Below are 25,774 nucleotides of genomic sequence, written 5' to 3' on the forward strand. Positions count from 1 at the left end.
TCGCGCGTGTCGTTCGACCTGGGTTTGAACCCTAGTCAGATTTGTCGCCACCGGCCAGATTCTTCTTCGCGCCGGTCTTGAAATCGGTTTCGTACCAGCCGCTGCCGCTGAGGCGAAAGCCCGGCATCGACAGCTGCTTCTTGAGTTCCGGCGCCTGGCAGGCAGGGCAATCGACCAGTGGTGCGTCGCTGATCTTTTGAATGGCTTCCAGCTGATGACCACAGGAAGCACATTGGTAATCGTACATCGGCATGGGGTTGTCTCGGCAATCAGATTGCCAGCACACGCAGGGCTGTGCGGCGAAAGAGCGGGATTATATCCATTAAATGCGGCCTGTGCAGCCGGAAGACTGCACAGGCCGTCTTGTCAGTGACAACCCGCGTCGTGCATCCCCGGAGAATCCCGCAGGCCATGCACCACACACACCACCCGCACCAGACCGCTGAAGTTTTTCACCCCGCCATGGCGCAGGTGAACTTCACGATCGACACGGGACAACAACGTGCCGACCGAACAGCAATTGTCCTCGGCCATCCGGCCCAGGATGTTCCAGTAAACCTGCTCCAGCCGCATGCAGGTCGCGAACCCGTTCAAGCGTACCGATCGGGACAGCGGCCGAGTCAACGCCATGTCGAACCCGCCGAGAAACGGCTCCCCGAATCTGTCCTGCTGCAAACCGACAGCAATGTCGCCTCGCCTGTCTCCACCTTCCATATCGCTGACACTCCTTTGCCATTTCTGCGCCTGTGATCAAGGCGAGTTCCTGTGACCTCATTAAAAGCGCAGGTGCAAAGGCAGATCCAGATGACTTTTTGACCATCCACGTAGGATAAGCCAACGCGATACGGAGGATCATGGAGCGGCGGGTCGTCTTCCTTGTTTCCTACCGTCGCGAATGATTTTTCCGGGCAAAAAAGAGAAAAGCGCACGAACGAAGGATCCGTGCGCTTTCCGTCATCAGGCCTCGAGCAGTGCGCGAAGCATCCACGCGGTTTTCTCGTGAACCTGCATGCGCTGGGTCAGAAGGTCGGCTGTCGGTTCGTCACTGACCTTGTCCAGCAGAGGGAAAATCCCCCGCGCCGTGCGCGTGACCGCTTCCTGCCCCTCGACCAATTGTTTGATCATGTCCTCGGCACTCGGCACGCCCTCCTCTTCCTTAATAGAAGACAGGCGCGCATAGGTCGCGTACGCGCCCGGCGCCGGAAAGCCCAGCGCCCGGATCCGTTCGGCAATCGAGTCCACCGCCAGGGCCAGTTCGTTGTATTGCTCCTCGAACATCAGATGCAGGGTCCGGAACATCGGCCCGGTGACGTTCCAGTGGAAGTTGTGAGTCTTCAGATACAGCACGTAGGTGTCCGACAGCAGGCGCGAGAGCCCTTCGACGATGGATTTGCGGTCTTCTTCACTGATACCGATATCGATTGCCATGCTTACCCCCTAACGGCGATTGAATTCATCCAGCAGGTGTCGGTTCACTGTAGCAAGGCCTCCCTCGCATCGCAGCCCCCGTATCGACCCGATAGAAGCGACAAATCGCCCCACACGCTGCCGCTGGCCGGCGTGATTTGAGTAGCCGCAGGCTTTGCTGTTAAATAGGCAGTGTGTCGCTACGCCCCGTTTTCCGGGCCTGCGCATAGGCTGATGCCGGGCACGTGTCCAACGCCTCTTTATTGTTCCGAAGCGAACCGTGCGCCTTCAGCTCTTCCTTGTGAGCCGTCATAACGTGAGTCAATAAAAATGTTGAAAATCGTCCACCTGCTAATGGGCGCAGCAGCCTTGCTGCTGTCCTTCATACCCAGCCTGAAGTCCGAAGCGGTACCTTACCTGCAACAACCCGATGCACTTTACCTGGCCTTTTTCGGCCTGCTGAACCTGATCCTTGCGCCAGTTATCCCTTACTGGAACAAAGGTCCGCGCCAGCATCTGCAAAACCTGGTCAGCGCTTTGCTGGTCCTGACCGTTGTCCTGCAAACCCTGACCCTGATCGCGCCGATGCCTGTCATCGCCGGCCAGCCAGCCGTGCTGTTCAGCCTGGTGATCGCACTGGTCGCCGTGGTTCTGCACCTGGCCGTCAGCTTCTACAAATCCTCACCGGCCGCCGCCGCGCAAAGCTACGACATGAGCAACCGCGATACCGGCACCGTCAAGTGGTTCAACACCTCCAAGGGCTTCGGCTTTATCTCCCGGGATTCCGGCGATGATATTTTCGTGCACTTTCGCGCCATCCGTGGCGAAGGCCACCGCGTTCTGGTCGAAGGCCAGCGTGTGGAGTTCTCGGTGATGAACCGTGACAAGGGCCTGCAGGCCGAAGACGTGATCGCCGCCCTGCCGCGTCGCTGATCCACGTATCCCGCAATAAAAAAACCGCGAACAGCCAGGCTGTTCGCGGTTTTTTAATGAATGCGTTTTTCACGGGAGCGTGCCCGCGCACTTCTCAATAGTGTGGCGGCGGTGCGTCTTCTTCGAAAGAACCGAACTGCCCCACCATCTCTTCCTGGCGCTTGAGTACGGCTGCCATCTGCAATTGCAGACGCTCGACCACTCGCTGCTGCTCTACCAGCACATCGTTCAATGCCTGGATGGTGTCATCCTGAAATGCCAGACGACTTTCCAGCTCGGTAACGCGTTGCTCGAGGCTCATGATCAGCCCTCCAGAAAGGTGAATTCTTCGTCCAGCACCAGACGCAGGCGCTCGCGAATCGCGGCCACTTGCTCGGCACTGTAAGGCTTGGCGGGATGCTTGCCCCAGACCGGTGCCGGCCAGGCGGCGTCGTTCCTTTTACGCACGATCACATGCATATGCATCTGGCTGACCACATTACCCAGGGTCGCCACATTCATCTTGTCGGCGTCGAAGGAGTCCTTGAGCACCTCGGCCAGGGCCGTGGTTTCCTCCCACAAGGCCTGCTGGTCGGCGACATCCAACTGAAACAACTCGCTGATATCGTCGCGGCGTGGCACCAGGATGAACCACGGGTAGTTGGCGTCGTTGGACAACAGCAATCGGCAAAGCGGGAAATCGCCGATGGTCAGCGTGTCCTGTTGAAGTCGTGGATCTAAAGCAAACACTGCGCGCACTCCCGGCGAAATGACCTGTTTTCAGCTTAGCGCCCCGCTGTGAATGCGCTGCGCCAAGCGACTGGACGGCAGCATACCTGCGATTGGAGTGAGCTTCACGGCGAACAGCGTTGCAGCAAGAATGCCTCAACGCTCCGGGATGTGACATTTATGCCTCGCGTGCACCAGGACGGAACCGGGAATGCGAATAAACCGAGCAAAATGACCCGCTCATACCTCAGCGTTTACGTTCATCCAGCGACCCAACTGTATGAATTCAGTACAGCCTTTGAATTTTTTTGCACCAAAACCGCACAGTGCGTCTACGCTTAGTGCGTCGGGCATCCGCCGAATACTCACCGACGGGGTGAACCGGTAACGTTTTTGGTTGTCGCGCTGCGACTTTCAGGGAGCAACACCATGCGAAGGACGGCGTCAAGCCTGTTTGAAAGGCCCTCGAAGCCCCCGGTTTTATGAGGTTTTTACAGCGTCAGACGAGCACCTTGAAAAAAACCGGAACAATTCAGCGGTTTGTGCACGCTTGTTGCATTCATACCCATATGGACTATAAGCGCACCACAAGAAGTGGATGCCTTGAGCCCCATAAAAATAGTGGCAGGGTTGCCCGATGGAGATTCAAGCGTTTTGCCAAGGGACTCTTTTTTACCGATGCTCAAGCCCTGTAAAACAGCGCTGAAGTTGTCAGTCCCATTGCATTTGGACTGTAAATTTGCGACATCTACCAAGCCGATTGCGACACGCTCGTAAAGAAGCTGAAAGGTTGGATGCGCAAGTATCGCCAACATTGTCGGCGTGATATAAGTTTGCGCCGACACAAAAAGAAAGAGCCGCCCAGATAATAAAACAGGTGGGACGGCAGTACTCTTCTAAAACCAAAGGAGCAAATCACGATGCGCGTGATGAAGTGGAGCATGATCGCACTGGCAGTTGCAGCAGCTGCCAGTACTCAGATGGCTACGGCCGCACCGTTCGTAAGTGACCAGGCTGAAGCCAAAGGCTTTGTTGAAGACGCGAAAGCTGATTTGCTGATTCGCAACTATTACTTCAACCGTGACAACAAAGACGGTGCCCGTGACGTAAAAGACTGGACCCAGGGTATCTGGGGCAACTTCAGCTCCGGTTACACCCAAGGTACTGTTGGCGTCGGCGTTGATGCATTCGGCTACCTGGCCATCAAACTGGACGGCGGCGCCGGCACCAGCGGCTCCGGCAACATGAGCCGCAGCAACGAATTCAATGCAAACGGTTCCCGCGACCCTGACGACAGCCAAGGCAAAGCCGGCGCTGCCATCAAGTTCCGCGTTTCGAAAACCGAGCTGAAAATCGGTGACATGCAGCCTAGCACCGCTCCGGTATTCGCTGTCGGCGGCTCCCGTATCCTTCCGCAAACTGCCAGCGGTTTCCAACTGCAGAGCAGCGAGATCAAAGACCTTGACCTCGAAGCCGGTCACTTCTACTCGGCAACCAGCCAGGACCGCAACTCCCGTGAAGGCGGTCTGTACGCGACCTACGCCGGCGTTGAAGCCAACACCATCGACTACTTCGGTGGCAAGTACGGCATCACCGAAAACCTGAGCGCATCGCTCTACGGCGCCAAACTGGAAGACATCTGGAACCAGTACTACGCCAACGTGAACCTCACCACTCCGTTCGGTGGTGACACCTCGCTGAACACCGACTTCAACATCTATCGCACCACCGACACCGGTAGCGCGAAAGCCGGTGACATCAGCAACACCGCGTTCTCCCTGGCCACCGCTCTCTCGTTCCTGAAAGCGCACACCATCACCCTGGCGTTCCAGAAGGTCAACGGCGACACTCCGTTCGACTACATCGGCGTGGGCAAGAACAACCGTGGCGGCGACTCGATCTTCCTCGCCAACTCCATCCAGTACTCTGACTTCAACGCCCCGGGCGAGAAGTCTGCCCAGATCCGTTACGACATCAAAATGGCCGAGTACGGCGTTCCAGGTCTGAGCTTCATGACCCGCTACGTTAAAGGCTGGGACATCGACGGCACCCACACTCCAGCAGGCAGCGCCTACGCTGGTCTGTATGGTGAAGATGGCAAACACAACGAAACCAACTTCGAAGCCAAATACGTAGTTCAGTCTGGCCCGGCCAAAGACCTGTCCTTCCGTATTCGCCAAGCCTGGCACTTCGCTAACGCCGACGAAGGTGAAGGCGATACCAAAGAGTTCCGTCTGATCGTCGACTACCCGCTGTCGCTTTTGTAATCGCACCGAGTTAGTTGCGGTAACAAAACAAAAAAGGCCCATCTTCGGATGGGCCTTTTTTATTGCCTGTCACTTGTAATAAATGCCTGACCGATAAGTCAGGCAATTAATTAGCAACCTATCATTACACTGCCGATTCCTGAACCACACGAATCACTCGTTGCGGAAAAGGAATATCAATGCCAGCAGTCTTTAAACGATCACGGGATTGTTCGTTAAACATGAACATGACATCCCAGTAATCCGCAGTTTTAACCCACACGCGCAGAGAAACAGTGATCGAACTGTCACCCAGCGTCGAAATAACGGCCTGAGGTGCCGGATCCTGCAACACGCGCTCATCCTTGGCCAGATCCAGCAGCACCTGACGGGCCTTTTGCAGATCGGCTTCGTAATCCACACCTACGTCGAACACAACCTTGCGGGTTGGCTGACGGTTGGTGTTGGTGATGATGCCGTTCGACAGGTTGCCGTTCGGGACGATGATGGTCTTGTTGTCACCGGTGCGCAGCACGGTGTGGAAGATCTGGATGCTGTCGACAGTACCCGCCACACCCTGGGCTTCGATCCAGTCACCGATACGGAACGGACGGAACAGCAGAATCAGCACGCCGCCGGCGAAGTTCGCCAGGCTGCCCTGCAACGCCAGACCGATGGCCAGACCGGCCGCACCGATCGCTGCGACGAACGAGGTGGTTTCGACGCCGATCATCGACGCCACGCTGACAATCAGCAGCACCTTGAGAATGATGTTGGCCAGGCTGCTGATGAAACCTTGCAGGGCCAGGTCAGCATTGCGCAGGGCCAGCAGGCCGCCGAGCTTTTGCGTGACCTTGTTGATCAGCCACCAGCCGATGGCCAGGGTAATCACCGCCAGCAACACACGGCTGCCGTATTCCATGATCATCGGAATCCACGCCTGGGATGCCTTGACCAGGTTGTCCACCTCAGCATTCAAATCCATCTTTTATCTCCTGATTGCCGGCTTCCCGGGCTGTAAAAAACCAGCGGCAGAAAGACCGGGCCTTAAAGGGCTCAATCGTTTCTGCCGTTGCTTGGGCCTCGGACGCTTTAAACGCCGAGAGGTTCCCGACCGAAAAGCTTAGTCGCGGAAGTTGTTGAACTGCAGTGGCATGCCGAATTCCTTGGCACGCAGGGCCGCGATGGCTTCCTGCAGGTCGTCACGTTTCTTGCCGGTCACACGTACCTGCTCGCCCTGGATGGCGGCCTGCACCTTGAGTTTGGCTTCCTTGATGTGGCCGACGATTTTCTTCGCCAGCTCCTTGTCGATGCCTTCCTTGAGGACGGCGTCCTGTTTCATCAGTTTGCCCGAAGCGAAGGAGTCTTTGACTTCAAGGCACTGCACGTCGATCTTGCGCTTGACCAGGGCCAGCTTGAGGATCTCGATCATCGCTTCCAGCTGGAAATCGGCTTCAGCGGTCAGGTGGACGGTCAGGTCCTTTTCCTTGAATTCAAAGCTGCCCTTGCCTTTCAGGTCATAACGACGATCGAGTTCCTTCACGGCGTTCTCGACCGCGTTGGTGAGTTCGTGTTTGTCCAGTTCGGATACCACGTCGAACGACGGCATGTAATCTCTCCAATAAAAAGGCGCGCTCGTACGGGACGCGGCGCGCTTGGCTTGCGGTTAAAATCGGGCTCATTATAACGGGTCTTTTCCTACCGACACGGCGAGCCTTGCATGCCTGTACCTTACCGAGTGAAAAACTGATGTCCACCCCCTGGCACGTCCTCGGCGCCGGAAGTCTCGGCACGCTCTGGGCCACGCGTCTGGCCCGGGCCGGATTGCCGGTCCGGCTGATCCTGCGCGACATCGACCGCCTGCACGACTATGCAACGGCGGGCGGCCTGACCCTCGTCGAACAAGGCGTTGCCAGCCGTTACGAGATCCCCGGTGAAACCCCGGACAGTCCCGGCCCCATCCGCCGCCTGCTGGTGGCCTGCAAGGCCTACGACGCCGAAGCGGCCGTGGCCGGGCTTGCCCATCGTCTGGCACCGGACGCCGAACTGATTCTTTTGCAGAACGGCCTCGGCAGCCAGGAAGCGGTCGCAGCGCGGGTCCCGCAAGCCCGCTGCATCAGCGCCTCCAGCACCGAAGGCGCGTTTCGCGACGGCGACTGGCGCGTGGTATTCGCCGGCCATGGTTACACCTGGCTCGGCGACGCCGGTCATCCCGTGGCTCCATTCTGGCTGGACGATCTTGAGGCAGCGAAAATCCCCCATGAATGGAGCGCCGACATCCTCACCCGCCTGTGGCGCAAGCTGGCGCTCAACTGTGCGATCAATCCGCTGACGGTGCTGCACGACTGCCGCAACGGCGGCTTGCAGCAACATCACTGCGAAGTCGCCACACTGTGCGGCGAACTGACCGAACTGCTCGAAAACTGCGGGCAACCGGCCGCGGCGGACAACCTGCAACAGGAAGTCGAACGGGTGATCCAGGCCACGGCGGCGAACTTCTCGTCCATGTATCAGGACGTGGCCAATAAACGCCGCACCGAGATCAGCTATCTGCTCGGCCATGCCTGCAAGGTCGCAGAGCGTCATCAGTTGAACCTGCCGCATCTCAAGCAATTGCAGCAGCGGCTGACCGCTCATCTGCACAGTCTCGGATTGCCCGTCGACTGAGCAGCGGCTACGCTGGCCACTTGTTCCTTTGCTGCGATAAACCTGATGCCATTGCGCCAGCGTCTCGAAAACCTGCCGGTCGGCCAGAAACTGCTGGCCGCTCTGCTGGTGCTGTTGACCACTGTGTTGCTGGTCGCCAACCTGACCTTTATCAGCGCCGCCTATTACATTTCCCAGGAAAGCATGGCGCCTCAGGCGTTGCAGACCATCGGCCGGCTGGTGTCGAACCCGAGTCTGGTGGCCGAAGCCTTGCAGTCGCCGCAAAGCGCCGAACGCCTGCTCAAGGAACTCGACAGCTATTCCCCGCTGCGTGCCGCCGCTTTATATGACGGCAAAGGCGAACGTCTGGCGCAGTTGCAGCACGGCGACAAACTCAAACTGCCGGAACGCTACCGGCACATCGAAGCCTGGCAACTGACCGAGTTTCGCAGCAATCAACTCATCACCCTGCCCCGCCCCGGTACTGCGCCGGGCCACCTGCTGTTGGTGGCCAGCAGCGAGCTGCCAGTCGCGTTCTACACCGGCACACTCACGGCCAGCCTAGGGATTCTGATTTTCAGCGTGCTGCTGTGGCTGGTCATCGCCCGGCAGATCAAGCGCCTGATTACCCGCCCGATCCATCAACTGGAAGAACTGTCCCGCCAGGTGACCCGCGAGGAGAACTACGCCCTGCGCGCCTCCCGGGGTAACCATGACGAAATCGGCAGTCTGGCCGAGGCGTTCAACACCATGCTTTCGCGCATCGAGGCCCGGGAGCAGCAGCTCAAGCGCGCCCGCGATGATTCCCAGGCGGCTTACGATCAGGCCCAGGGTCTGGCCGAAGAAACCCGCCACACCAATCGCAAGCTGGAACTGGAAGTCCAGGTGCGCAGCAAGATCGAGAAGAAACTCACCGGGTTCCAGAACTACCTCAACAGCATCATCGACTCCATGCCCTCGGCGCTGATCGCCCTCGATGAACAGCTCTATGTCACGCAGTGGAACCAGGAGGCCAGCGCGCTTTCCGGTACACGGCTGGACGAAGCGCTGAACCAGCCGATCTTCCTCGCCTTCGAGCCGCTCAAGCCGTTCCTGCCGCAACTAAAGCAGACCGTCGAGCAACACACAGTGGCGAAAATCGAGCGGGTGACGTGGTTCAAGGACGACGAGCCCAAGCACTACGCCCTGACCTTCTATCCGTTGATGGGCGGCGCCGGGCGCGGCGTGGTGATCCGGATCGACGACATCACCCAGCGCCTGTCGCTGGAAGAAATGATGGTGCAGTCGGAGAAAATGCTGTCGGTCGGTGGCCTCGCCGCCGGCATGGCCCACGAGATCAACAACCCGCTGGGGGCGATCCTGCACAACGTGCAGAACATTCGCCGACGTCTGTCGCCAGACCTGCCGAAGAACCTCGAGCAGGCCGAGCAACTGGGCATCGAACTCGATACCGTGAACCGTTACCTTCAAGGCCGGGAAGTCCCGCAACTGCTCGACGGCATCCAGCAGGCCGGCGCCCGGGCAGCAAAAATCGTCACCCACATGCTCAGCTTCAGCCGCCGCAGCAACCGCCAGATGGCGCCGTGCGACCTGCCGGCCCTGATCGATCAAGCCGTGGAAATCGCCGGCAACGACTTCGACCTGGCCATCGGCTTCGACTTCAAGGGTCAGGCGATCATTCGCCAGTTCGACCCGGCGCTGGGCCCGGTACCCGGCACTGCCAACGAACTCGAACAGGTGCTGCTCAACCTGTTGAAAAACGCCGCGCAGGCGATCCACCAGCGCGAAGATGACAGCGAGCCGGGACGGATCACTCTGCGCACCCGGCTCAATCCGCCCTGGGCCGAGATTCAGGTCGAGGACAACGGCATCGGCATGAGCGAGAACGTGCGCAAGCGCACCTTCGAGCCGTTCTTCACCACCAAGGAGATCGGCCAGGGTACGGGCCTCGGGCTGTCGGTGTCGTACTTCATCATCACCAACAACCACAAAGGGCAGATGGAAGTGCAGTCGGCGCCGGGGCAAGGCACCTGCTTCACCCTGCGCCTGCCACTGGCGCAACCGGCACCCATCGCCGCCGAAACCAATCAACTACCGAGGTAAACCATGGGCTTTCGCTTGTCGAAGATCTACACCCGCACCGGCGACAAAGGCGAAACCGGACTCGGCGACGGCCGCCGGGTGCCCAAGGATCACCCGCGCATCGAGGCCATTGGCGAGGTCGATACGCTGAACAGTCAGGTCGGCGTACTGCTGGCCGGATTGATCGCCGAACGCGAAACCTGCCCCGGGCTCAATGAATTGATCGACGTGTTAGCGCCTTGCCAACATCGGTTGTTCGACCTTGGCGGTGAGCTGGCGATGCCGGAATATCAGGCACTCAACACAGCAGAAATCGAACGGCTGGAAGCGGCCATTGATGTGTGGAACGAGGAATTGGGGCCGCTGGAGAATTTCATTCTGCCGGGCGGTTCGATGCTGATTGCCCAAGCGCATGTCTGCCGCAGCCTGGCGCGCAGTGCCGAACGTCGTTGCCAGCATTTGAATGCGATCGAACCGTTGGCCGGGGTTGGCCTGGCGTATATCAATCGCTTGTCGGATCTGTTTTTTGTGGCGGCCAGGCTGATCGCCCGGCGTCAGGGTATTGCCGAGATTCTGTGGCAACCGGCGGCGAAACCTTCAGATCAGTAGCGACTGTCAGGACGCCTTCGTCGGAACGCCGCCCGGAGCAAGCCCGCTCCCACAGTTGATCGAGTTCTTCCTGTTGGAATGCACTCAACTGAGGGAGCGGGCTTGCTCGCGAAGGGGACGTCAGCCTCAATACAAAATCAGACCTCAGGCCAGAACGCCCGAATCCCCGCCACACCCTGAGCCCCGGCATCCCACGCTTTTTCGCGCTCCGCCGGGCCGACTCCGCCCAACAGAAACACCGGTTTGCTGAAGCCTTCGATCAGCGTCGAAGCCTGCTCCCAGCCCAACGGCTGTGCATCCGGGTGAGTCAGGGTCGGCTGCACCGGCGACAGGGTGACGAAATCCACGCCCATCTGCTCGGCCAGCGCCAGTTCTTCAGCGTTATGGCAGGACGCCGCCAACCAGCGGTCCGCCGGCAGCGGACGCCCGGCTGCCGCGTACTTGCGCAGCTGCGCCGAGGTGATGTGCCAACCAGCGGCCGGGAAATCGCCCAGCCACTCGAACGGACCCTTGATCATCAACTGTGCCTTGCCGGCGCAGAGGCCGACCGCATCTACCGCCAGATCGCGGTATTTCGGGTCATAACCATTGGGCGCACGCAGCTGGATCAGCTTGATGCCACCGGCGATTGCCTTCTGGATGCCGCGCAGCAAGGCCGGGGTTTCCAGGTCTTCCGGGGTGATCAGGTATTCAGCGGGCAGTCGCGCCGCCGCGACGATCGGCTGGTTGGCCGCCGGGAATTCGTAATCCGTCAGCTCCTTGGCCGAAACCCACGCCAATGGCTGACCCTCGGCACCGTGGGGTTCGCCGGTGAAGCTCGATACTTCCCAGACATCCAGCAACACCTGCTTGTCCGGGTAATCGTGGCGAACCTTGATCAGCGGCCGAGCGGCGCCGACGACAATGCCCAATTCTTCGTGCAGCTCCCGAGACAGCGCGGTTTGCACCGACTCATCGGCTTCGACCTTGCCACCGGGAAACTCCCAGAGGCCGCCCTGATGCTGGGTATCGGCACGGCGGGCGATCAGAATCTTGCCGCTGCCGTCACGAATGACGGCGGCGGCGACGTGTACACGTTTCACGACTGCAATTCCTCCAGTCCTGCCTTTTGCCAGGCCTTGAAGGCCGGCCATTGGTAGACGGTTTCAACATAGGCTTCATCGTCGGCCGGCAGCTTCACCTGATAGGTGCGCAGGCGCACGGCAATCGGTGCGAAGAATGCATCGGCCAGCGATACCCGACCAAACAGGTAAGGCCCCGGTTCGGTCGAGACAGCACGGCATTCGGCCCAAAGCGCGAGCATGCGCTCGACATCGACCTTCACTTCCGGCGGCACCGGGTTGAGCGGCGCATCGTGGCTCAGGTTGAACGGCATGTGATTACGCATGGCGAAGAAGCCGCTGTGCATCTGCGCGCAGGCGGATCGGGCCTGGGCACGGGCGGCGATATCGGTCGGCCAGAGTTGTTCGGAAGGAAACTGTTCGGCCAGGTATTCGGCAATCGCCAGAGAATCGGCGACGGTGCCACGGGCGGTTTTCAGCAGCGGTACCTTGGCGGTCGGCGAGTGCGCCAGCAGCCGCTCGCGGGTGTCGGGCTTGCCGAGTTTGACCAGTTCTTCGGTGTAGGGCGCGCCGGTCAGTTCAAGCGCCAGCGCCGCGCGCAGGGACCAGGAGGAAAGCAGTTTGTCGCCGATGATCAGGTGAAGGCTCATGTTCGGGTCCTTTCATGGGACAGAAGAAAAGGAGGTCCGCAGACCTCCCTCTTCGGCAGGGATCAGGTGCGGTATTCGGCGTTGATCTTCACGTACTCGTGGGACAGGTCGGTGGTCCAGATGGTTTCGCTGCAATCGCCGCGACCCAGTTCGATACGGATGGTGATTTCTTCCTGCTGCATCACCGCCGAGCCCTGGGCTTCGGTGTAGGTCGCGGCGCGGGCGCCACGGCTGGCGATGCACACCTCGCCAAGGAACACGTCGATCTTGCTCACGTCCAGATCCGGTACGCCGGCACGGCCGACAGCGGCGAGGATGCGGCCCCAGTTCGGGTCGGAGGCGAACAGTGCCGTCTTGATCAGCGGCGAGTGGGCCACGGTGTAGCCGACGTCCAGGCATTCCTGGTGATTGCCGCCGCCGTTGACTTCAACGGTCACGAACTTGGTCGCGCCTTCGCCGTCACGCACGATGGCCTGGGCCACGTCCATGCACACTTCGAACACGGCCTGTTTCAGCTTGGCGAACAGCTCGCCTTCGGCACGGGTGATTTCCGGCAGCGCAGCCTTGCCGGTGGCGATCAGCATGCAGCAGTCGTTGGTCGAGGTGTCGCCGTCGATGGTGATGCGGTTGAACGACTTGTTGGCGCCGTCCAGCATCAGGTTCTGCAATACGTCGCGGGAGACTTTGGCGTCGGTGGCGATGTAACCGAGCATGGTCGCCATGTTCGGCCGGATCATGCCCGCGCCCTTGCTGATGCCGGTGACGGTGATGGTCACGCCGTCATGCTGGAACTGGCGGCTCGCGCCTTTTGGCAGCGTGTCGGTGGTCATGATGCCGGTGGCGGCAGCTTCCCAGTTGTTTTCCGACAGATCGTCCAGCGCGGCCTGCAGAGCGCCTTCGATCTTCTCGACCGGCAGCGGCTCGCCGATCACGCCGGTGGAGTACGGCAGGATCTGGCTGGCATCCACGCCGGTCAGCTCGGCCAGTTTGGCGGTGGTGCGCTCGGCGGCAGCCAGGCCCGGTTCGCCGGTGCCGGCGTTGGCGTTACCGGTGTTGGTCAACAGGTAGCGCACCGGGTTCTGCACGCGCTTCTTGGCCAGGATCACCGGCGCTGCACAGAAAGCGTTCAACGTGAACACGCCCGCCACGGTGGAACCTTCGGCGCAACGCATCACGACGACATCCTTGCGCCCCGGGCGCTTGATGCCGGCCGAAGCGATACCGAGTTCAAAACCGGCAACCGGGTGCAACGTTGGCAAAGGACCAAGACCAACAGCCATGAATGCGCTCCTTACTCAATGATGTCAGCACCGCCAAGCGTAGTGACGGTGGTGTAAATGGCAAAACGCCGCGACGGCTGGTGCCGGTCGCGGCGCGGGTATTTCAGCGATTGAAACGGGTTTTACTGGATCTGCCCGTGGCAATGCTTGAATTTCTTGCCCGAACCGCAGTAGCACAGTTCGTTGCGGCCCAGCTTCTGCTCGTTGCGAACCGGGGCGGTGGCGAGGGCCACATCGACCTCTTCACCGACCAGTTCCGGTTGCGCTTCCAGGCCAGGAGCCTCGGCGTGTTCGAACTGCATGCGGGCGGCCAGTGCTTCGGCTTCCTGACGCAGGCGTTGTTCTTCTTCGGCCGGATCTTCGCGGCGAACCTGAACGTGCGACAACACACGGATCGAGTCGCGCTTGATCGAATCCAGAAGCTCGGAGAACAGCGTGAAGGATTCGCGCTTGTATTCCTGCTTCGGGTTCTTCTGCGCATAACCACGCAGGTGGATGCCGTGACGCAGGTGATCCATGGTCGACAGGTGGTCTTTCCACAGATCGTCCAGCACGCGCAGCACGATCTGCTTCTCGAACGAACGCAGGGCTTCGGCGCCAGCCTGGTCTTCTTTTTCGTTGTACGCGGCGATCAGCTCGTTCATCAGCTTCTCGCGCAGGGTTTCTTCGTACAGGTGATCGTCTTCGTCGAGCCATTGCTGGATCGGCAGTTTCACGCCGAAGTCGCTGGCGATCGACGCTTCCAGACCGGCTACGTCCCACTGCTCTGGCAGCGATTGCGGCGGAATGTGCGCGCTGACGGTGGCGTTCAGGACGTCCTGACGGAAATCAGCGATGGTCTCGCCGATGTTGTCCGCAGCCAGCAACGTGTTACGCATGTGATAGATCACTTTACGCTGTTCGTTGTTGACGTCGTCGAACTCGAGCAGTTGCTTGCGGATGTCGAAGTTGCGGCCTTCAACCTTGCGCTGTGCCTTCTCGATGGCGTTGGTCACCATGCGGTGCTCGATCGCTTCACCGGACTGCATGCCCAGGGCTTTCATGAAGTTCTTCACCCGGTCAGAGGCGAAAATGCGCATCAGGCTGTCTTCCAGCGACAGGTAGAAGCGGCTGGAACCGGCGTCACCCTGACGGCCGGCACGGCCACGCAGCTGGTTGTCGATACGGCGGGATTCGTGACGCTCGGAGGCGATCACCTGCAGACCGCCGGACTCCAGCACTTGCTGGTGACGCTTCTGCCAGTCGGCCTTGATCTGGGCGATCTGCTCAGGGGTCGGGTTTTCCAGCGAAGCCACTTCAACTTCCCAGTTGCCGCCCAACAGGATGTCGGTACCACGACCGGCCATGTTGGTAGCAATGGTCAGTGCGCCCGGACGACCGGCCTGCGCGATGATTTCAGCTTCTTTTTCGTGGAACTTGGCGTTCAGGACCTTGTGTTCGATGCCTTCCTTCTCAAGCAATGCGGACATGTGCTCGGAGGTTTCGATGGTCGCAGTACCCACCAGCACCGGACGGCCGGCAGCCATGCTTTCCTTGATGTCGTTGACGATCGCCGCGTATTTCTCTTCGGCGGTCAGGAACACCAGGTCGTTGTAATCCTTACGGGCCAACGGCTTGTTGGTCGGGATCACGATGACCGGCAGGCCATAGATCTGATGGAATTCGAACGCTTCGGTGTCGGCCGTACCGGTCATGCCGGACAGTTTTTCGTACAGACGGAAGTAGTTCTGGAACGTGGTCGATGCCAGGGTCTGGCTCTCGGCCTGGATGTTCAGGTTTTCCTTGGCTTCGATGGCCTGGTGCAGGCCTTCGGACAGACGACGGCCCGGCATGGTACGACCGGTGTGTTCGTCGACCAGTACGACCTGACCGTCCTGCACGATGTATTCGACGTTGCGGTGGAACAGTTTGTGCGCACGCAGACCGGCGTAGACGTGAGTCAGCAGGCTCAGGTTGTGCGCCGAGTACAGGCTCTCGCCCTCGGCCAGCAGACCGATGCTGGTCAGCTGGTCTTCGATGAACTGGTGACCGGCTTCGTTGAGTTCGACCTGACGGGTCTTCTCGTCAACGGTGTAATGGCCTTCCTGGGTGACTTCGCCTTCGACTTCTTCGACGTGCAGCTTGAGTTTCGGGATCAGCTTGTTGATCTCGATGTACAGCTTGGAGCTGTCCTCGGCCTGACCGGAAATGATCAGCGGAGTACGCGCTTCGTCGATGAGGATGGAGTCGACTTCGTCGATCACGGCAAAGTTGAGTTCGCGCTGGAATTTCTCTTCCATGCTGAACGCCATGTTGTCGCGCAGGTAGTCGAACCCGAATTCGTTGTTGGTGCCGTAGGTGATGTCGGCGGCGTAGGCGGCGCGCTTCTCTTCCGGCGGCTGGAACGGCGTCACGATGCCGACGGTCAGGCCGAGGAATTCATACAGCGGGCGCATCCAGTTGGCGTCACGGCGGGCCAGGTAGTCGTTCACGGTCACAACGTGCACGCCCTTGCCGGACAGCGCGTTGAGGTAAACACCCAGGGTACCCACCAGCGTCTTGCCTTCACCGGTACGCATTTCGGCGATCCGGCCTTCATGCAGGGTCATGCCGCCGATCAGCTGGACGTCGAAGTGGCGCATGCCCATGACGCGCTTGCCGGCTTCGCGGGCGACCGCAAAGGCTTCGGGCAACAGCTTGTCGAGGGTCTCCCCCTTGGCAATGCGGTCCTTGAACTCTGCGGTCTTGGCGCGCAGTTGATCGTCCGAGAGGGCGACCATCTTCTCTTCGAAGGCATTGACGAGCTGCACCGTCTTGAGCATGCGTTTGACTTCACGCTCGTTCTTGCTTCCAAAAAGTTTCTTTAACAAAGGCGCAAACATATCGGCAGGATCTTCCACACTAAAGGGATGGAGGGCGGCCCCGTGAGTCGCCCGTGCAGCCCTCATGGCCGCATGCGAACGAGCATTCTACCCGGAAACGGTGGTGAGGAAAGTGGGGATATTCCACGATGCTGGCACTGCGCTTTGACGGGGCTCACTTAAAATAGGGGCGTTTTGCTCAACTTCAAGCCGTACAGCAAAGAAGTTAGTCGTTGATTTAATGGGCAAAGCAGGGACAAAAGCAATGGGCGAGTGAAATGGGTGCCATCTGCTACCATGGCGCCTCTGTCACTTCAGGTCCTAGATCATGGCATTTCGCCCTCTCACAGCCAGAGCGCCCGCCGTTCTGCTACGCGAAGCCAGGCCGTTGAAAGCCATCCTCGGTCATGCGCAACGCCTGGCCCATCTGCAACGTCTGCTCGAAAGCCAACTGCAACCCGCCGCCCGTGAACATTGCCACGTGGCCAAGTGGCGCGAAGGCGAACTGTTGCTGATTGTCACCGACGGCCATTGGGCCACGCGCCTGCGCTATCAGCAGAAACGTCTGCAACGGCAACTGCAGATGTTCGACGAGTTCGCCAATCTGACGCGGATCAAGTTCGCCGTGCGGCCACCGACCATCCAGCGCGAGGCGAGCGGGCCGACGATCGACCTGTCGACGGATGCGGCGGCGACCATCCAGGCCACCGCCGACGGGATCAGCGATCCGAATCTGCGAGCGGCACTGGAGCGACTGGCCGCCCACGCCAAACCCAAAACCTGAGCCTTGTTGATCAGCGGCGTTTGCTGCCGCCGAGCAATGACCCCATCAGACCGCGCACCAACTGTTTACCCAGCGAATTCGCCGCCTGACGCATCGCCGACTTGAGCGCCTGCCCCGCCGCCGTGCCGAGGAATTCTCCGGCCTTGTCCGCCAGACTCGGCTCTTCAGCGGCCGGTTTGCCCGGCGCCGCTTCCGCCTCCGGCGCCAGCCCCTTGCGACCCATCAGGATTTCATAGGCCGACTCGCGGTCGATCGGCTTGTCATAACGGCCCTTGAACGGCGAACCGGCAATCAGCATCGTGCGCTCGGTCTCGGTCAACGGCCCGATCCGCGATTGCGGCGGCGCCACCAGCACTCGCTGAACCATTTCCGGCGTGCCCTTCTCCTGCAAGGTGCCAACCAGGGCTTCGCCAATCCCGAGCTCGGTGAGCACCGACAACGTGTCAAATGCCGGATTCGGCCGAAAGCCGTCCGCCACCGCCCGCAGGGACTTCTGTTCCTTGGCGGTAAACGCGCGCAGGCCGTGTTGTATCCGCAGTCCCAGTTGCGCCAGCACATCGTCCGGCAGATCGCCCGGCGACTGGGTGACGAAATACACGCCCACGCCTTTGGAACGGATCAGCCGCACCACTTGCTCCAAGCGCTCTTGCAGAGCCTTGGGCGTATCGCCGAACAACAAATGTGCCTCATCGAAAAACAGCGCCAACAACGGTTTGTCGGCATCGCCGCGCTCCGGCAGTTGCTCGAACAGCTCGGCCAGCAGCCACAGCAGGAAAGTCGCGTAGACCTTCGGCGCCTCATGCACCAGACGACTGGCATCGAGCAAATGGATGCGCCCGCGACCGTCAGCGGTCGGCTGCAGAATGTCTTCCAGTTGCAGCGCCGGTTCACCGAACAACGCTTCGGCGCCCTGCTGCTCCAGCGTCGCCAGACGCCGCAACAGTGCCTGGCTGGAACCGGTGGCGAACAGCGCGGCGTCTTCGCCCAGCAGCTGCGGATTGTCCTTGAGGTGATTGAGCAGCGCTTTCAGGTCTTTGAGATCCAGCAGCAACAGGCCTTCGCGATCCGCCACCTTGAACGCAGCGTACAACGCCGATTGCTGGCTGTCGGTCAGTTCCAGCAAGGCGCCGATCAGCAGCGGGCCCATTTCACTCAACGTAGTGCGCAACGGATGACCGGACTGACCGTGAATGTCCCACAAGGTCACGGGATACGCCTGAGGCGTGTGCTTGAGCCACGGCATGCCGGCGATGCGCTCGGCGATCTTGCCCTGAGGGTTGCCGGCAGCACCGAGGCCGCACAGGTCGCCCTTGACGTCGGCGGCGAACACCGCGACCCCGGCGTCGCTGAACGCCTCGGCCAGACGCTGCAAAGTAACGGTCTTGCCGGTACCGGTTGCGCCGGCGACCAGTCCGTGACGGTTGGCCAGGCGCATGGCCTGGGCGATCGGTTGCCCGGCGAGGTCGGCGCCGATTGTGAGTTGCGAAGATTCAGGCATTTGGTCACCCAATGGTTAATCTTTGATCGAGCATGGCCGATAGCTAAAGGTGACAGATGCGACTGACATCCGCATCGGAGATTTCCCTAAGGAGAAGCGGAAATACCTGCTTGTACCCATCAAGCCCACCTGGCGAGTATCTATAGAAGCACGCCCTGAATAATAAGACCTTAGCGGAACCCCAAGCCATGAACAAAAATCTGCGTTTCAGCCATAAAATCCTGCTTGCCGCCGCCCTCATCGTCATTGCCGCCTTCGCCTCGTTCACGCTGTACAACGACTGGTTGCAGCGCAATGCGATCCGCGAGGACCTGGACAATTACCTCAACGAGATGGGCGAGGTCACAGCCGACAACATCCAGACCTGGCTCAGCGGGCGCATCCTGCTGATCGAGAACGCTGCCCAGAACATCGCGATCAACCCCGATCCTGCCGCCGTTGCCAGTCTGCTGGAACAGAAAGCCCTGACGTCGACCTTCATGGCGTCCTACCTCGGCGATGCCACCGGGCACTTCACCATCCGCCCTGATGCGAAGATGCCGGACGGTTTCGATCCGCGCGTTCGCCCTTGGTATAAAGGTGCCGAAAGCAGCAGCACCTCGACCCTGACCGAACCGTACATCGACGCGGCCACCGGCCAGACCATCATTTCCATCGCCACCGCCGCGAAAAAGGCCGGCCAGAGCGTGGGTGTGGTGGGCGGCGACCTGAGCCTGCAAACCCTGATCAACACCCTCAGCGCCCGGGACTTCTCCGGCATGGGCTACGCGTTCCTGGTCAGCGCCGACGGCAAGATCCTGGTGCACCCGGACAAGGCCCTGGTGATGAAGTCACTGAAGGAAGCCTATCCGCAGGACACCCCGCGCATCAGCAGCGACTTCAGTGAAGTCACCGTCGACGGCAAGACCCGCATCGTCAACTTCACCCCGATCAAGGGCCTGCCGTCGGTGAACTGGTACATCGGTCTGTCGGTGGACAAAGACAAAGCCTTCTCGATGCTCAGCGAATTCCGCGCTTCGGCCGTGATCGCGACCGTGATTGCCGTGGCGATCATCATTGCCCTGCTCGGCATGCTGATCCGTATCCTGATCCAGCCGCTGCACGTGATGACCCGCGCCATGGAAGACATCGCCGACGGCGAAGGCGACCTGACCAAGCGCCTGACCATCCAGAACCAGGACGAATTCGGCGTACTCGGCACCGCGTTCAACCGTTTTGTCGAACGTATCCACGGCTCGATCCGCGAAGTGTCGTCGGCCACCGGCCAGGTCAACGAAGTCGCCCTGCGGGTGGTCGCGGCCTCGAACTCGTCGATGTACAACTCCGACCAGCAAGCCTCGCGCACCAACAGCGTGGCCGCCGCGATCAACCAGCTCGGCGCCGCCGCCCAGGAAATCGCCCGCAACGCCGCCCAGGCCTCGACCCAGGCCAGCGATGCCCGTGGCCTGGCCGAAGACGGTCAGCAAGTGGTGGATCGCAGCATCAAGGCGATGAACCAGCTGTCGAGCATGCTCAGCGCATCGAGCAGCAATATCGAATCGCTGAACAGCAAGACCGTGAACATCGGCCAGATCCTGGAAGTGATCACCAGCATTTCCCAGCAGACCAACCTGCTGGCGCTCAACGCGGCCATCGAGGCAGCACGTGCCGGTGAAGCCGGGCGCGGTTTTGCGGTGGTGGCGGACGAAGTGCGCAACCTCGCCCACCGCACCCAGGAATCGGCACAACAGGTGCAGACCATGATCGAGGAGCTGCAAGTCGGCGCCCGCGAATCCGTCAGCACCATGAGCGACAGCCAGCGCCACAGCCAGGACAGCGTGGACATCGCCAACCTCGCCGGCGAGCGCCTGAACAGCGTGACCCAGCGCATTGGTGAAATCGACGGGATGAACCAGTCGGTGGCCACCGCGACCGAGGAACAGACGGCTGTGGTCGAGTCGATCAACGTGGATATCACCGAGATCAACACGCTGAACCAGGAAGGTGTCGAGAACTTGCAGGCGACGTTGCGTGCCTGCTCGGATCTGGAGCAGCAGGCTTCGCGCTTGAAGCAACTGGTTGGCAGCTTCCGCATTTAAAGCCGCTCTGCCGGTCGTCTTCGTCGTTCACAACTATCCGACGAAGACGACCGACAATCCCTCCGAAACCGGCCTTGCACCCCACCGCGAAACCCCGACCGAACATCTATTCTTGATAAAGGTCAACCAAGGGAGATCAACGCGGAGGAACGTTCACCGTGCATATCGCCGACATCACCATGTTCTACGCCCCGGCCAGCGGCGGCGTGCGCACCTATCTGGATGCCAAGCACCGTCGGCTGGGGGTCAAACCCGGCATCCGCCACAGCCTGCTGATTCCCGGCGCGGATTTCGGCGAACGTGATGGCGTCTATACGGTTCCCGCCCCCGCCCTGCCCTTCGGCAAGGGCTATCGTTTTCCCCTGCGCCTGGCCCCTTGGCGAAACGTCCTGCAGGAGCTGCAACCCGATCTGATCGAAGTCGGCGACCCGTACCTCACCGCCTGGGCCGCGCTCGATGCGCGTCGGCAGCTGGATGTGCCGGTGATCGGTTTCTATCACTCCGACCTGCCGCTACTAGTGGGCAACCGCATGGGCCACTGGGTCACGCCGAATGTCGATGCGTATGTGCGCAAGTTGTACGGCAATTTCGACCGGGTGCTGGCGCCCAGCCAAGTCATGGCCGACAAGCTCAGCGGGCTGGGCGTGCGCAACGTCTTCGTGCAACCGCTGGGCGTTGACCTGCACACTTTCCATCCGGATGCCCGCGATACCGGGTTGCGCAGCGAACTGGGGATCGCCGAGGACACGCGCCTGCTGATCTTCGCCGGTCGCGGTTCCAAGGAGAAAAACCTGCCAGTGCTGCTCGATTGCATGAAACGCCTGGGCCCGCGCTATCACCTGTTGCTGGTCGGCTCGTCGATGCCGGCGTCCGTCCCGGACAACGTCAGCGTGATCGACCGTTTCTGCCCGGCCGCGCAGGTCGCGCGACTGATGGCCAGTGCCGACGCGCTGATCCACGCCGGCGATCAGGAAACCTTCGGCCTGGTGATTCTGGAGGCCATGGCCTGTGGCATTCCGGTGGTGGCGGTGGCGGCCGGGGCGTTCGAGGAAATCGTCAGCGAATCCTGCGGCCTGCTCTGCGCGCCGAACAATGCGCAAGCCATGGCCAATGCCGTGCGCGAACTGTTCAGTCGCGGGACTGGCGTACTCGGTCAACAGGCACGCCAACATGTCGAACGGCATTACGCCTGGGACACGGTGGTCGATAGCCTGCTGGGGCATTATCACGCCGTACTCGGCGATTCGGTTCCACGGGTGGCCAATGGCTGAATCTCACGAGCGCCCGGCGCTGATGCTGGTGCTGCATGACGTGGCGCCCTCCACGTGGGCCGATTATCGAGCCTTCGTCGAAGCCGTTGACCGGTTGGGCAACGTCCCGATGACGTGGCTGGTGGTCCCGGATTTCCATCGACACGATGCACTTGAAACCCATCCGGCGTTTTGTCGAATGCTCGACGAGCGCGTCGCTCGCGGCGATGAACTGGCCCTGCACGGTCATTTTCATGAAGACACCGAACCCGGCCCGCGCACGGCGCGCGACTGGTTCATGCGCCGGGTCTACACCCATGAAGGCGAGTTCTATCAGCTGCCCCGGGAAGCCGCCCTCGCCCGCCTGCGCCCGGGCATCGATCTGTTTCGGCGCCACGACTGGCCGCTGCACGGTTTTGTCGCCCCGGCCTGGTTGATGAGCGCCGGCACGCGCCAGGCACTGCGCGAATTGCCGCTGCGCTACACCAGCGATCCGCAGCATCTTTATCATTTGCCGGATTTCACTGCGGTCGAGGCTCCGGGACTGGTCTGGAGCGCACGCAGTGCCTGGCGTCGCGGCATGTCGAAGGTCATCAGCGAACAGCGTGAACAGCGCTGGCGTCAGGCGCCGGTGATTCGTCTAGGCTTGCACCCGGTGGACATGCGCCACCGGTTTTCCCGGGATTACTGGTGGCGCACTCTTGAACGACTGCTGGCGGACGGACGCGTGCCCATGACCAAAATCGACTGGCTGACACGCCAGCGCACTCAAGCGGAGCGTGCCGCTTGAGTCGCGGCATTCTGTTGCTGATCGGCCTGCTGGTGGCCGTGGCGGTTCCCGTCCTGCTCGGGGGCGGTGAAACCTTGGAGCGCCTGCAAGCCTTTCCGCTGCGCTGGCTGTTGATCATGTTCGCCATGGTTCTGCTGTGCTGGGGCATCAACACCCTGCGCCTGCGGCTGTTGCTCGGCGATCAGCGTGACCGGGTCACGCCCGTCAAAAGCCTCGGGGTGGTGATGGCCGCCGAATTTGCCTGGTGCGCCACGCCCGGCGGCAGCGGTGGGCCGTTGACGATCATGGCGCTGCTGGCCCGCAGCGGCGTGCGCCCGGCCCGGGGCAGCGCCGTGTTTGCGATGGATCAGTTGAGCGATCTGCTGTTTTTTCTCTGCGCCCTGATCGGAATTCTGATCTACGCGTTGTTCCAGCATCTCAGCGACCGTATGGAATGGTTGCTGATCGTCAGTGCCCTGTCGTTGACCGGTGGCCTGTTCAGTTGCGTGCTGGTCGCGCGTTATCACCGTCGCTTGATTCGCCTGAGCGGGCGCCTGCTGGCCGGGATGAACGTCGAACCCCGCACTCGACGGCGCTGGGCGCGGCAGTTGCTGCACTTTCTGGCCGCTTTCACCGATGCATTGAAATTGCCGTGGCAGACATTGATCAAGGTGTTCGTTCTGACCTGCGTGCACTGGTCGCTGCGATACAGTGTGCTGTATCTGGCGTTGCGCGGGCTGGGGGCGGATGTGCAGTGGGCCTGGACGTTTCTGATCCAGATGCTTTCGCTGGGTGCGGGGCAATTCAGCCTGTTGCCGGGCGGTGCCGGTGCAGCGGAATTGACCTCGGCGGCGCTGCTGGCGCCGATGGTCGGCAAATCGACCGCGGCGGCGGCGATACTGATCTGGCGGGTGGTGACGTATTACTTCTATCTGCTGGTGGGCGGCCCGGTGTTTCTATTGATGCTGGGCCGGCCGTTGCTGAAAAAGCTGCTGAGCGTCAGACAGGCTTCTTGAGGTCATCCTCTTCGTCCTTGAGTTGTTCCCACAGTTCGGCAGCGCCGGGAAACTCCGTGCCGTCCTCCGGGCTCAGGTCATCCGGGTCATAGCGGCTCAAGCAGCCCTCGCCGAGGGTGGCGGGTGCCTTGGAAGTGGCTTTGTCCAGTGGATCGCTCATCGATATGTCCTCAAGGTCCGTGGATCGTTCCCACGCTCTGCGTGGGAACGCAGCCCGGGACGCTCTGCGTCCCAAAGCAGACGCGGAGCGTCTGAAGAGGCGTTCCCACGCAGAGCGTGGGAACGATCGTGAATCAGAACACCACGGTCTTGTTACCGTGCACCAGCACGCGGTCTTCCAGGTGATAACGCAGACCACGGGCCAGCACCATCTTCTCGACGTCACGGCCGAAACGCACCATGTCTTCGATGCTGTCGCTGTGGCTGACGCGTACTACGTCCTGCTCGATGATCGGGCCGGCATCCAGCTCTTCGGTCACGTAGTGGCAGGTCGCACCGATCAGCTTCACGCCGCGCATCGAAGCCTGGTGGTACGGCTTGGCACCGACGAACGACGGCAGGAAGCTGTGGTGAATGTTGATGACTTTGTGCGCATATTCGCGGCACATGTCCGGCGGCAGGATCTGCATGTAGCGCGCCAGCACCACCACTTCGGCGTCGTGGTGCTTGACCAGACGCGACACTTCATCGAAGGCCGGTTGCTTGTCCTGCGGATTGACCGGCACGTGGTAATAAGGAATGCCGTGCCACTCGACCATGCTGCGCAGGTCGTCGTGGTTGGAGATCACGCAGGAAATCTCGCAATCGAGTTCATCACTGTGCCAGCGGTGCAGCAGGTCAGCCAGGCAGTGGGATTCGCGGCTGGCCATCAGCACCACGCGTTTTTTCTGCTCGGTGTCGGTGATGCGCCAGTCCATCGAGAACTCTTCGGCGATCGGTGCAAACTTCTCGCGCAACACCTCGATACCGAAAGGCAGGGAATCGGCACGGATTTCGTGACGCATGAAGAACCAGCCGACCTGGTTATCCGAGTGGTGGCTCGCTTCGGTGATCCAGCCATTGTGGGCCGCCAGAAAGTTACTGACTTTGGCAACGATGCCAACGCGGTCCGGGCAAGAAATCACCAGCCGAAAAGTGCGCATGAGGGGGAAACTCCAGAACTTCGCAAAGGCGGCCATTCTAGCGACTGCGCGGGAAAACTGCAGTATTGATGACCCTCAAAGCCTCACGGCAGCCCGTCGCAGCTTTTTTGACGCTGGCAAACGCCAGAATGATGGCGCAGTAATAGCCATGCATGAACAGGCTTGTGTGAATATCTGTGAAGACTCCATCACATTATTTAACTGAACATTCAATTCATGGCTTTTCAACGTAACTAATTCAAATAAAAACCCCGGTTAAATGTTTACTTGATGAAACAGCCTGACTATTATTGCCGCACTGTCCCCTGCCATCGCGCACTCCCACATAAGGTAGTAATCATGTCCTTGATCAACGAATATCGTGCCACCGAAGAAGCTATCAAAGAGCTGCAAGCCCGTTTGAAGAACCTGTCGCAAGACGACAAACTGCAAGCCGAGCTGGAATTCGAAGGCAAACTGCGCACACTGATGGGCGAATATTCCAAATCCCTGCGCGACATCATCGCGCTGCTGGATCCAGAGTCCAAAACCAAAGCACCACGTGGCGGCGCAGCCAAAACTACCGGCACCAAGCGTGCTCGCAAAGTTAAACAATACAAAAACCCGCACAACGGCGAAGTCATCGAAACCAAAGGTGGCAACCACAAAACTCTGAAAGAGTGGAAAGCCAAGTGGGGCGGTGACGTGGTTGAAGGCTGGGCTACCCTGCTGGGCTAAGCCGCAACCCTTGTCGCAGAGCGCTTCTGTGACACAAAAAAACGCCAGCGAATGCTGG

At 60.4% G+C, this 25,774-nt stretch carries 26 protein-coding genes and 1 pseudogene; 12 read left to right on the forward strand and 15 right to left on the reverse strand.

What is annotated here, in order from left to right; translation table 11 throughout:
• Positions 1-31: 31 nt before the first annotated feature.
• The 3 genes from ABTV87_RS22835 to ABTV87_RS22845 all read right to left on the reverse strand — a co-directional run bounded on the left by ABTV87_RS22835 (position 32) and on the right by ABTV87_RS22845 (position 1,428).
• The gene (locus ABTV87_RS22835; RefSeq protein ID WP_007951210.1) at positions 32-253 is read right to left on the reverse strand and encodes an FmdB family zinc ribbon protein; all 222 of its coding nucleotides are present in this window, start codon (positions 251-253) and stop codon (positions 32-34) included.
• Between the two features lie 113 nt (positions 254-366).
• A complete protein-coding gene (locus ABTV87_RS22840) occupies positions 367-714 on the reverse strand; it encodes a ribbon-helix-helix domain-containing protein (RefSeq protein WP_007951211.1) in 348 nt (115 codons plus the stop codon).
• A 243-nt stretch (positions 715-957) separates the two neighbouring features.
• Positions 958-1,428: a Dps family protein gene (locus tag ABTV87_RS22845; RefSeq protein WP_007951212.1), complete on the reverse strand. Its 471-nt coding sequence runs from the start codon at positions 1,426-1,428 to the stop codon at positions 958-960.
• Positions 1,429-1,737: 309 nt separating this feature from the next.
• Between ABTV87_RS22845 and ABTV87_RS22850 the strand changes: the two genes are divergently transcribed.
• Positions 1,738-2,340: a cold-shock protein gene (locus tag ABTV87_RS22850; RefSeq protein ID WP_007951213.1), complete on the forward strand. Its 603-nt coding sequence runs from the start codon at positions 1,738-1,740 to the stop codon at positions 2,338-2,340.
• Positions 2,341-2,434: 94 nt separating this feature from the next.
• Here the strand turns inward: ABTV87_RS22850 and ABTV87_RS22855 are convergent, their stop codons facing one another.
• The 3 genes from ABTV87_RS22855 to ABTV87_RS22865 all read right to left on the reverse strand — a co-directional run bounded on the left by ABTV87_RS22855 (position 2,435) and on the right by ABTV87_RS22865 (position 3,893).
• Positions 2,435-2,641 (reverse strand): SlyX family protein, encoded by a 207-nt coding sequence (locus ABTV87_RS22855; RefSeq protein WP_007951214.1) that lies wholly within the window; start codon positions 2,639-2,641, stop codon positions 2,435-2,437.
• A gap of 2 nt (positions 2,642-2,643) precedes the next feature.
• Positions 2,644-3,069: an HIT family protein gene (locus ABTV87_RS22860; protein ID WP_433898403.1), complete on the reverse strand. Its 426-nt coding sequence runs from the start codon at positions 3,067-3,069 to the stop codon at positions 2,644-2,646.
• Positions 3,070-3,539: 470 nt separating this feature from the next.
• Positions 3,540-3,893: a hypothetical protein gene (locus ABTV87_RS22865; RefSeq protein ID WP_139834488.1), complete on the reverse strand. Its 354-nt coding sequence runs from the start codon at positions 3,891-3,893 to the stop codon at positions 3,540-3,542.
• Positions 3,894-3,968: 75 nt separating this feature from the next.
• Here ABTV87_RS22865 and ABTV87_RS22870 point away from each other — a divergent pair, with 75 nt between their 5' ends.
• Positions 3,969-5,315 carry an OprD family porin gene (locus ABTV87_RS22870; protein ID WP_085606620.1) on the forward strand — a complete coding sequence of 449 codons (1,347 nt, stop codon included), beginning with the start codon at positions 3,969-3,971 and terminating at the stop codon, positions 5,313-5,315.
• A 124-nt stretch (positions 5,316-5,439) separates the two neighbouring features.
• Here ABTV87_RS22870 and ABTV87_RS22875 read toward each other — a convergent pair whose 3' ends face one another.
• The gene (locus ABTV87_RS22875; RefSeq protein WP_064599011.1) at positions 5,440-6,279 is read right to left on the reverse strand and encodes a mechanosensitive ion channel family protein; all 840 of its coding nucleotides are present in this window, start codon (positions 6,277-6,279) and stop codon (positions 5,440-5,442) included.
• Positions 6,280-6,417: 138 nt separating this feature from the next.
• Positions 6,418-6,903 (reverse strand): YajQ family cyclic di-GMP-binding protein, encoded by a 486-nt coding sequence (locus ABTV87_RS22880; RefSeq protein WP_007951218.1) that lies wholly within the window; start codon positions 6,901-6,903, stop codon positions 6,418-6,420.
• Between the two features lie 140 nt (positions 6,904-7,043).
• On the opposite strand from ABTV87_RS22880, the gene ABTV87_RS22885 reads away from it, so the two are divergent.
• The 3 genes from ABTV87_RS22885 to ABTV87_RS22895 are packed head-to-tail and all read left to right on the forward strand — an operon-like array spanning position 7,044 to position 10,631.
• Positions 7,044-7,961: a putative 2-dehydropantoate 2-reductase gene (locus tag ABTV87_RS22885; RefSeq protein WP_433898404.1), complete on the forward strand. Its 918-nt coding sequence runs from the start codon at positions 7,044-7,046 to the stop codon at positions 7,959-7,961.
• 45 nt (positions 7,962-8,006) lie between these two features.
• Positions 8,007-10,043 (forward strand): sensor histidine kinase, encoded by a 2,037-nt coding sequence (locus ABTV87_RS22890; protein ID WP_085745209.1) that lies wholly within the window; start codon positions 8,007-8,009, stop codon positions 10,041-10,043.
• Positions 10,044-10,046: 3 nt separating this feature from the next.
• A complete protein-coding gene (locus tag ABTV87_RS22895; protein ID WP_433898405.1) occupies positions 10,047-10,631 on the forward strand; it encodes a cob(I)yrinic acid a,c-diamide adenosyltransferase in 585 nt (194 codons plus the stop codon).
• Positions 10,632-10,768: 137 nt separating this feature from the next.
• Here ABTV87_RS22895 and ABTV87_RS22900 read toward each other — a convergent pair whose 3' ends face one another.
• The 4 genes from ABTV87_RS22900 to secA all read right to left on the reverse strand — a co-directional run bounded on the left by ABTV87_RS22900 (position 10,769) and on the right by secA (position 16,483).
• Positions 10,769-11,713, reverse strand: a complete 945-nt coding sequence (locus ABTV87_RS22900) for a Nudix family hydrolase (protein WP_433898406.1) — start codon at positions 11,711-11,713, stop codon at positions 10,769-10,771.
• Positions 11,710-12,342 carry a glutathione S-transferase family protein gene (locus tag ABTV87_RS22905; RefSeq protein ID WP_433898407.1) on the reverse strand — a complete coding sequence of 211 codons (633 nt, stop codon included), beginning with the start codon at positions 12,340-12,342 and terminating at the stop codon, positions 11,710-11,712. The genes ABTV87_RS22900 and ABTV87_RS22905 overlap by 4 nt, the downstream gene beginning before the upstream one ends.
• Positions 12,343-12,404: 62 nt before the next feature.
• Positions 12,405-13,622 (reverse strand): bifunctional glutamate N-acetyltransferase/amino-acid acetyltransferase ArgJ, encoded by a 1,218-nt coding sequence (argJ, locus tag ABTV87_RS22910; protein ID WP_262194997.1) that lies wholly within the window; start codon positions 13,620-13,622, stop codon positions 12,405-12,407.
• 122 nt (positions 13,623-13,744) lie between these two features.
• The gene (gene secA / locus ABTV87_RS22915) at positions 13,745-16,483 is read right to left on the reverse strand and encodes a preprotein translocase subunit SecA (protein ID WP_127799575.1); all 2,739 of its coding nucleotides are present in this window, start codon (positions 16,481-16,483) and stop codon (positions 13,745-13,747) included.
• A 307-nt stretch (positions 16,484-16,790) separates the two neighbouring features.
• Between secA and ABTV87_RS22920 the strand changes: the two genes are divergently transcribed.
• Positions 16,791-17,246 (forward strand): DUF721 domain-containing protein, encoded by a 456-nt coding sequence (locus ABTV87_RS22920; protein ID WP_007951226.1) that lies wholly within the window; start codon positions 16,791-16,793, stop codon positions 17,244-17,246.
• A 10-nt stretch (positions 17,247-17,256) separates the two neighbouring features.
• On the opposite strand, the gene ABTV87_RS22925 is transcribed toward ABTV87_RS22920, so the two are convergent.
• Positions 17,257-18,744 carry a helicase HerA-like domain-containing protein gene (locus ABTV87_RS22925; RefSeq protein WP_433898408.1) on the reverse strand — a complete coding sequence of 496 codons (1,488 nt, stop codon included), beginning with the start codon at positions 18,742-18,744 and terminating at the stop codon, positions 17,257-17,259.
• A gap of 332 nt (positions 18,745-19,076) precedes the next feature.
• Here ABTV87_RS22925 and ABTV87_RS22930 point away from each other — a divergent pair.
• From ABTV87_RS22930 to ABTV87_RS22950, 5 genes and pseudogenes are all read left to right on the forward strand, one after another.
• Positions 19,077-19,916, forward strand: a pseudogene (locus tag ABTV87_RS22930) (HAMP domain-containing protein); the annotation flags it as partial.
• Positions 19,917-20,057: 141 nt separating this feature from the next.
• A complete protein-coding gene (locus tag ABTV87_RS22935) occupies positions 20,058-20,822 on the forward strand; it encodes a methyl-accepting chemotaxis protein (protein WP_371807424.1) in 765 nt (254 codons plus the stop codon).
• 158 nt (positions 20,823-20,980) lie between these two features.
• Positions 20,981-22,093 carry a glycosyltransferase family 4 protein gene (locus ABTV87_RS22940; RefSeq protein WP_433898409.1) on the forward strand — a complete coding sequence of 371 codons (1,113 nt, stop codon included), beginning with the start codon at positions 20,981-20,983 and terminating at the stop codon, positions 22,091-22,093.
• Positions 22,086-22,862, forward strand: coding sequence for a DUF2334 domain-containing protein (locus ABTV87_RS22945; RefSeq protein WP_433898410.1), 777 nt, complete (start codon positions 22,086-22,088; stop codon positions 22,860-22,862). The genes ABTV87_RS22940 and ABTV87_RS22945 overlap by 8 nt, the downstream gene beginning before the upstream one ends.
• Complete coding sequence (locus tag ABTV87_RS22950; RefSeq protein WP_433898411.1) at positions 22,859-23,857, forward strand: lysylphosphatidylglycerol synthase transmembrane domain-containing protein; 999 nt, start codon at positions 22,859-22,861, stop codon at positions 23,855-23,857. The genes ABTV87_RS22945 and ABTV87_RS22950 overlap by 4 nt, the downstream gene beginning before the upstream one ends.
• Here the strand turns inward: ABTV87_RS22950 and ABTV87_RS22955 are convergent.
• On the reverse strand, positions 23,841-24,017 hold the full coding sequence (locus ABTV87_RS22955) for a hypothetical protein (RefSeq protein WP_007951232.1): 177 nt from the start codon (positions 24,015-24,017) through the stop codon (positions 23,841-23,843). The two genes, ABTV87_RS22950 and ABTV87_RS22955, sit on opposite strands and share 17 nt — an antisense overlap.
• A gap of 133 nt (positions 24,018-24,150) precedes the next feature.
• Complete coding sequence (gene purU / locus ABTV87_RS22960) at positions 24,151-24,999, reverse strand: formyltetrahydrofolate deformylase (RefSeq protein WP_007951233.1); 849 nt, start codon at positions 24,997-24,999, stop codon at positions 24,151-24,153.
• Positions 25,000-25,338: 339 nt separating this feature from the next.
• Between purU and mvaT the strand changes: the two genes are divergently transcribed.
• The gene (gene mvaT / locus ABTV87_RS22965; RefSeq protein WP_007951234.1) at positions 25,339-25,716 is read left to right on the forward strand and encodes a histone-like nucleoid-structuring protein MvaT; all 378 of its coding nucleotides are present in this window, start codon (positions 25,339-25,341) and stop codon (positions 25,714-25,716) included.
• Positions 25,717-25,774 lie beyond the last annotated feature (58 nt).

Source organism: Pseudomonas sp. PSE1(2024), from assembly GCF_050990555.1.
GTDB classification, from domain to species: Bacteria; Pseudomonadota; Gammaproteobacteria; order Pseudomonadales; family Pseudomonadaceae; genus Aquipseudomonas; species Aquipseudomonas aphyarum.

What these genes read in the sequence shown, in the direction of transcription:
- ABTV87_RS22835 (WP_007951210.1), bottom strand. Translation starts at nt 253, where the DNA reads ATGCCGATGTACGATTACCAATGTGCTTCCTGTGGTCATCAGCTGGAA.
- ABTV87_RS22840 (WP_007951211.1), bottom strand. Translation starts at nt 714, where the DNA reads ATGGAAGGTGGAGACAGGCGAGGCGACATTGCTGTCGGTTTGCAGCAG.
- ABTV87_RS22845 (WP_007951212.1), bottom strand. Translation starts at nt 1,428, where the DNA reads ATGGCAATCGATATCGGTATCAGTGAAGAAGACCGCAAATCCATCGTC.
- ABTV87_RS22850 (WP_007951213.1), top strand. Translation starts at nt 1,738, where the DNA reads ATGTTGAAAATCGTCCACCTGCTAATGGGCGCAGCAGCCTTGCTGCTG.
- ABTV87_RS22855 (WP_007951214.1), bottom strand. Translation starts at nt 2,641, where the DNA reads ATGAGCCTCGAGCAACGCGTTACCGAGCTGGAAAGTCGTCTGGCATTT.
- ABTV87_RS22870 (WP_085606620.1), top strand. Translation starts at nt 3,969, where the DNA reads ATGCGCGTGATGAAGTGGAGCATGATCGCACTGGCAGTTGCAGCAGCT.
- ABTV87_RS22875 (WP_064599011.1), bottom strand. Translation starts at nt 6,279, where the DNA reads ATGGATTTGAATGCTGAGGTGGACAACCTGGTCAAGGCATCCCAGGCG.
- ABTV87_RS22880 (WP_007951218.1), bottom strand. Translation starts at nt 6,903, where the DNA reads ATGCCGTCGTTCGACGTGGTATCCGAACTGGACAAACACGAACTCACC.
- ABTV87_RS22885 (WP_433898404.1), top strand. Translation starts at nt 7,044, where the DNA reads ATGTCCACCCCCTGGCACGTCCTCGGCGCCGGAAGTCTCGGCACGCTC.
- ABTV87_RS22890 (WP_085745209.1), top strand. Translation starts at nt 8,007, where the DNA reads ATGCCATTGCGCCAGCGTCTCGAAAACCTGCCGGTCGGCCAGAAACTG.
- ABTV87_RS22895 (WP_433898405.1), top strand. Translation starts at nt 10,047, where the DNA reads ATGGGCTTTCGCTTGTCGAAGATCTACACCCGCACCGGCGACAAAGGC.
- ABTV87_RS22905 (WP_433898407.1), bottom strand. Translation starts at nt 12,342, where the DNA reads ATGAGCCTTCACCTGATCATCGGCGACAAACTGCTTTCCTCCTGGTCC.
- argJ (WP_262194997.1), bottom strand. Translation starts at nt 13,622, where the DNA reads ATGGCTGTTGGTCTTGGTCCTTTGCCAACGTTGCACCCGGTTGCCGGT.
- secA (WP_127799575.1), bottom strand. Translation starts at nt 16,483, where the DNA reads ATGTTTGCGCCTTTGTTAAAGAAACTTTTTGGAAGCAAGAACGAGCGT.
- ABTV87_RS22920 (WP_007951226.1), top strand. Translation starts at nt 16,791, where the DNA reads ATGGCATTTCGCCCTCTCACAGCCAGAGCGCCCGCCGTTCTGCTACGC.
- ABTV87_RS22925 (WP_433898408.1), bottom strand. Translation starts at nt 18,744, where the DNA reads ATGCCTGAATCTTCGCAACTCACAATCGGCGCCGACCTCGCCGGGCAA.
- ABTV87_RS22935 (WP_371807424.1), top strand. Translation starts at nt 20,058, where the DNA reads ATGTACAACTCCGACCAGCAAGCCTCGCGCACCAACAGCGTGGCCGCC.
- ABTV87_RS22945 (WP_433898410.1), top strand. Translation starts at nt 22,086, where the DNA reads ATGGCTGAATCTCACGAGCGCCCGGCGCTGATGCTGGTGCTGCATGAC.
- ABTV87_RS22955 (WP_007951232.1), bottom strand. Translation starts at nt 24,017, where the DNA reads ATGAGCGATCCACTGGACAAAGCCACTTCCAAGGCACCCGCCACCCTC.
- purU (WP_007951233.1), bottom strand. Translation starts at nt 24,999, where the DNA reads ATGCGCACTTTTCGGCTGGTGATTTCTTGCCCGGACCGCGTTGGCATC.
- mvaT (WP_007951234.1), top strand. Translation starts at nt 25,339, where the DNA reads ATGTCCTTGATCAACGAATATCGTGCCACCGAAGAAGCTATCAAAGAG.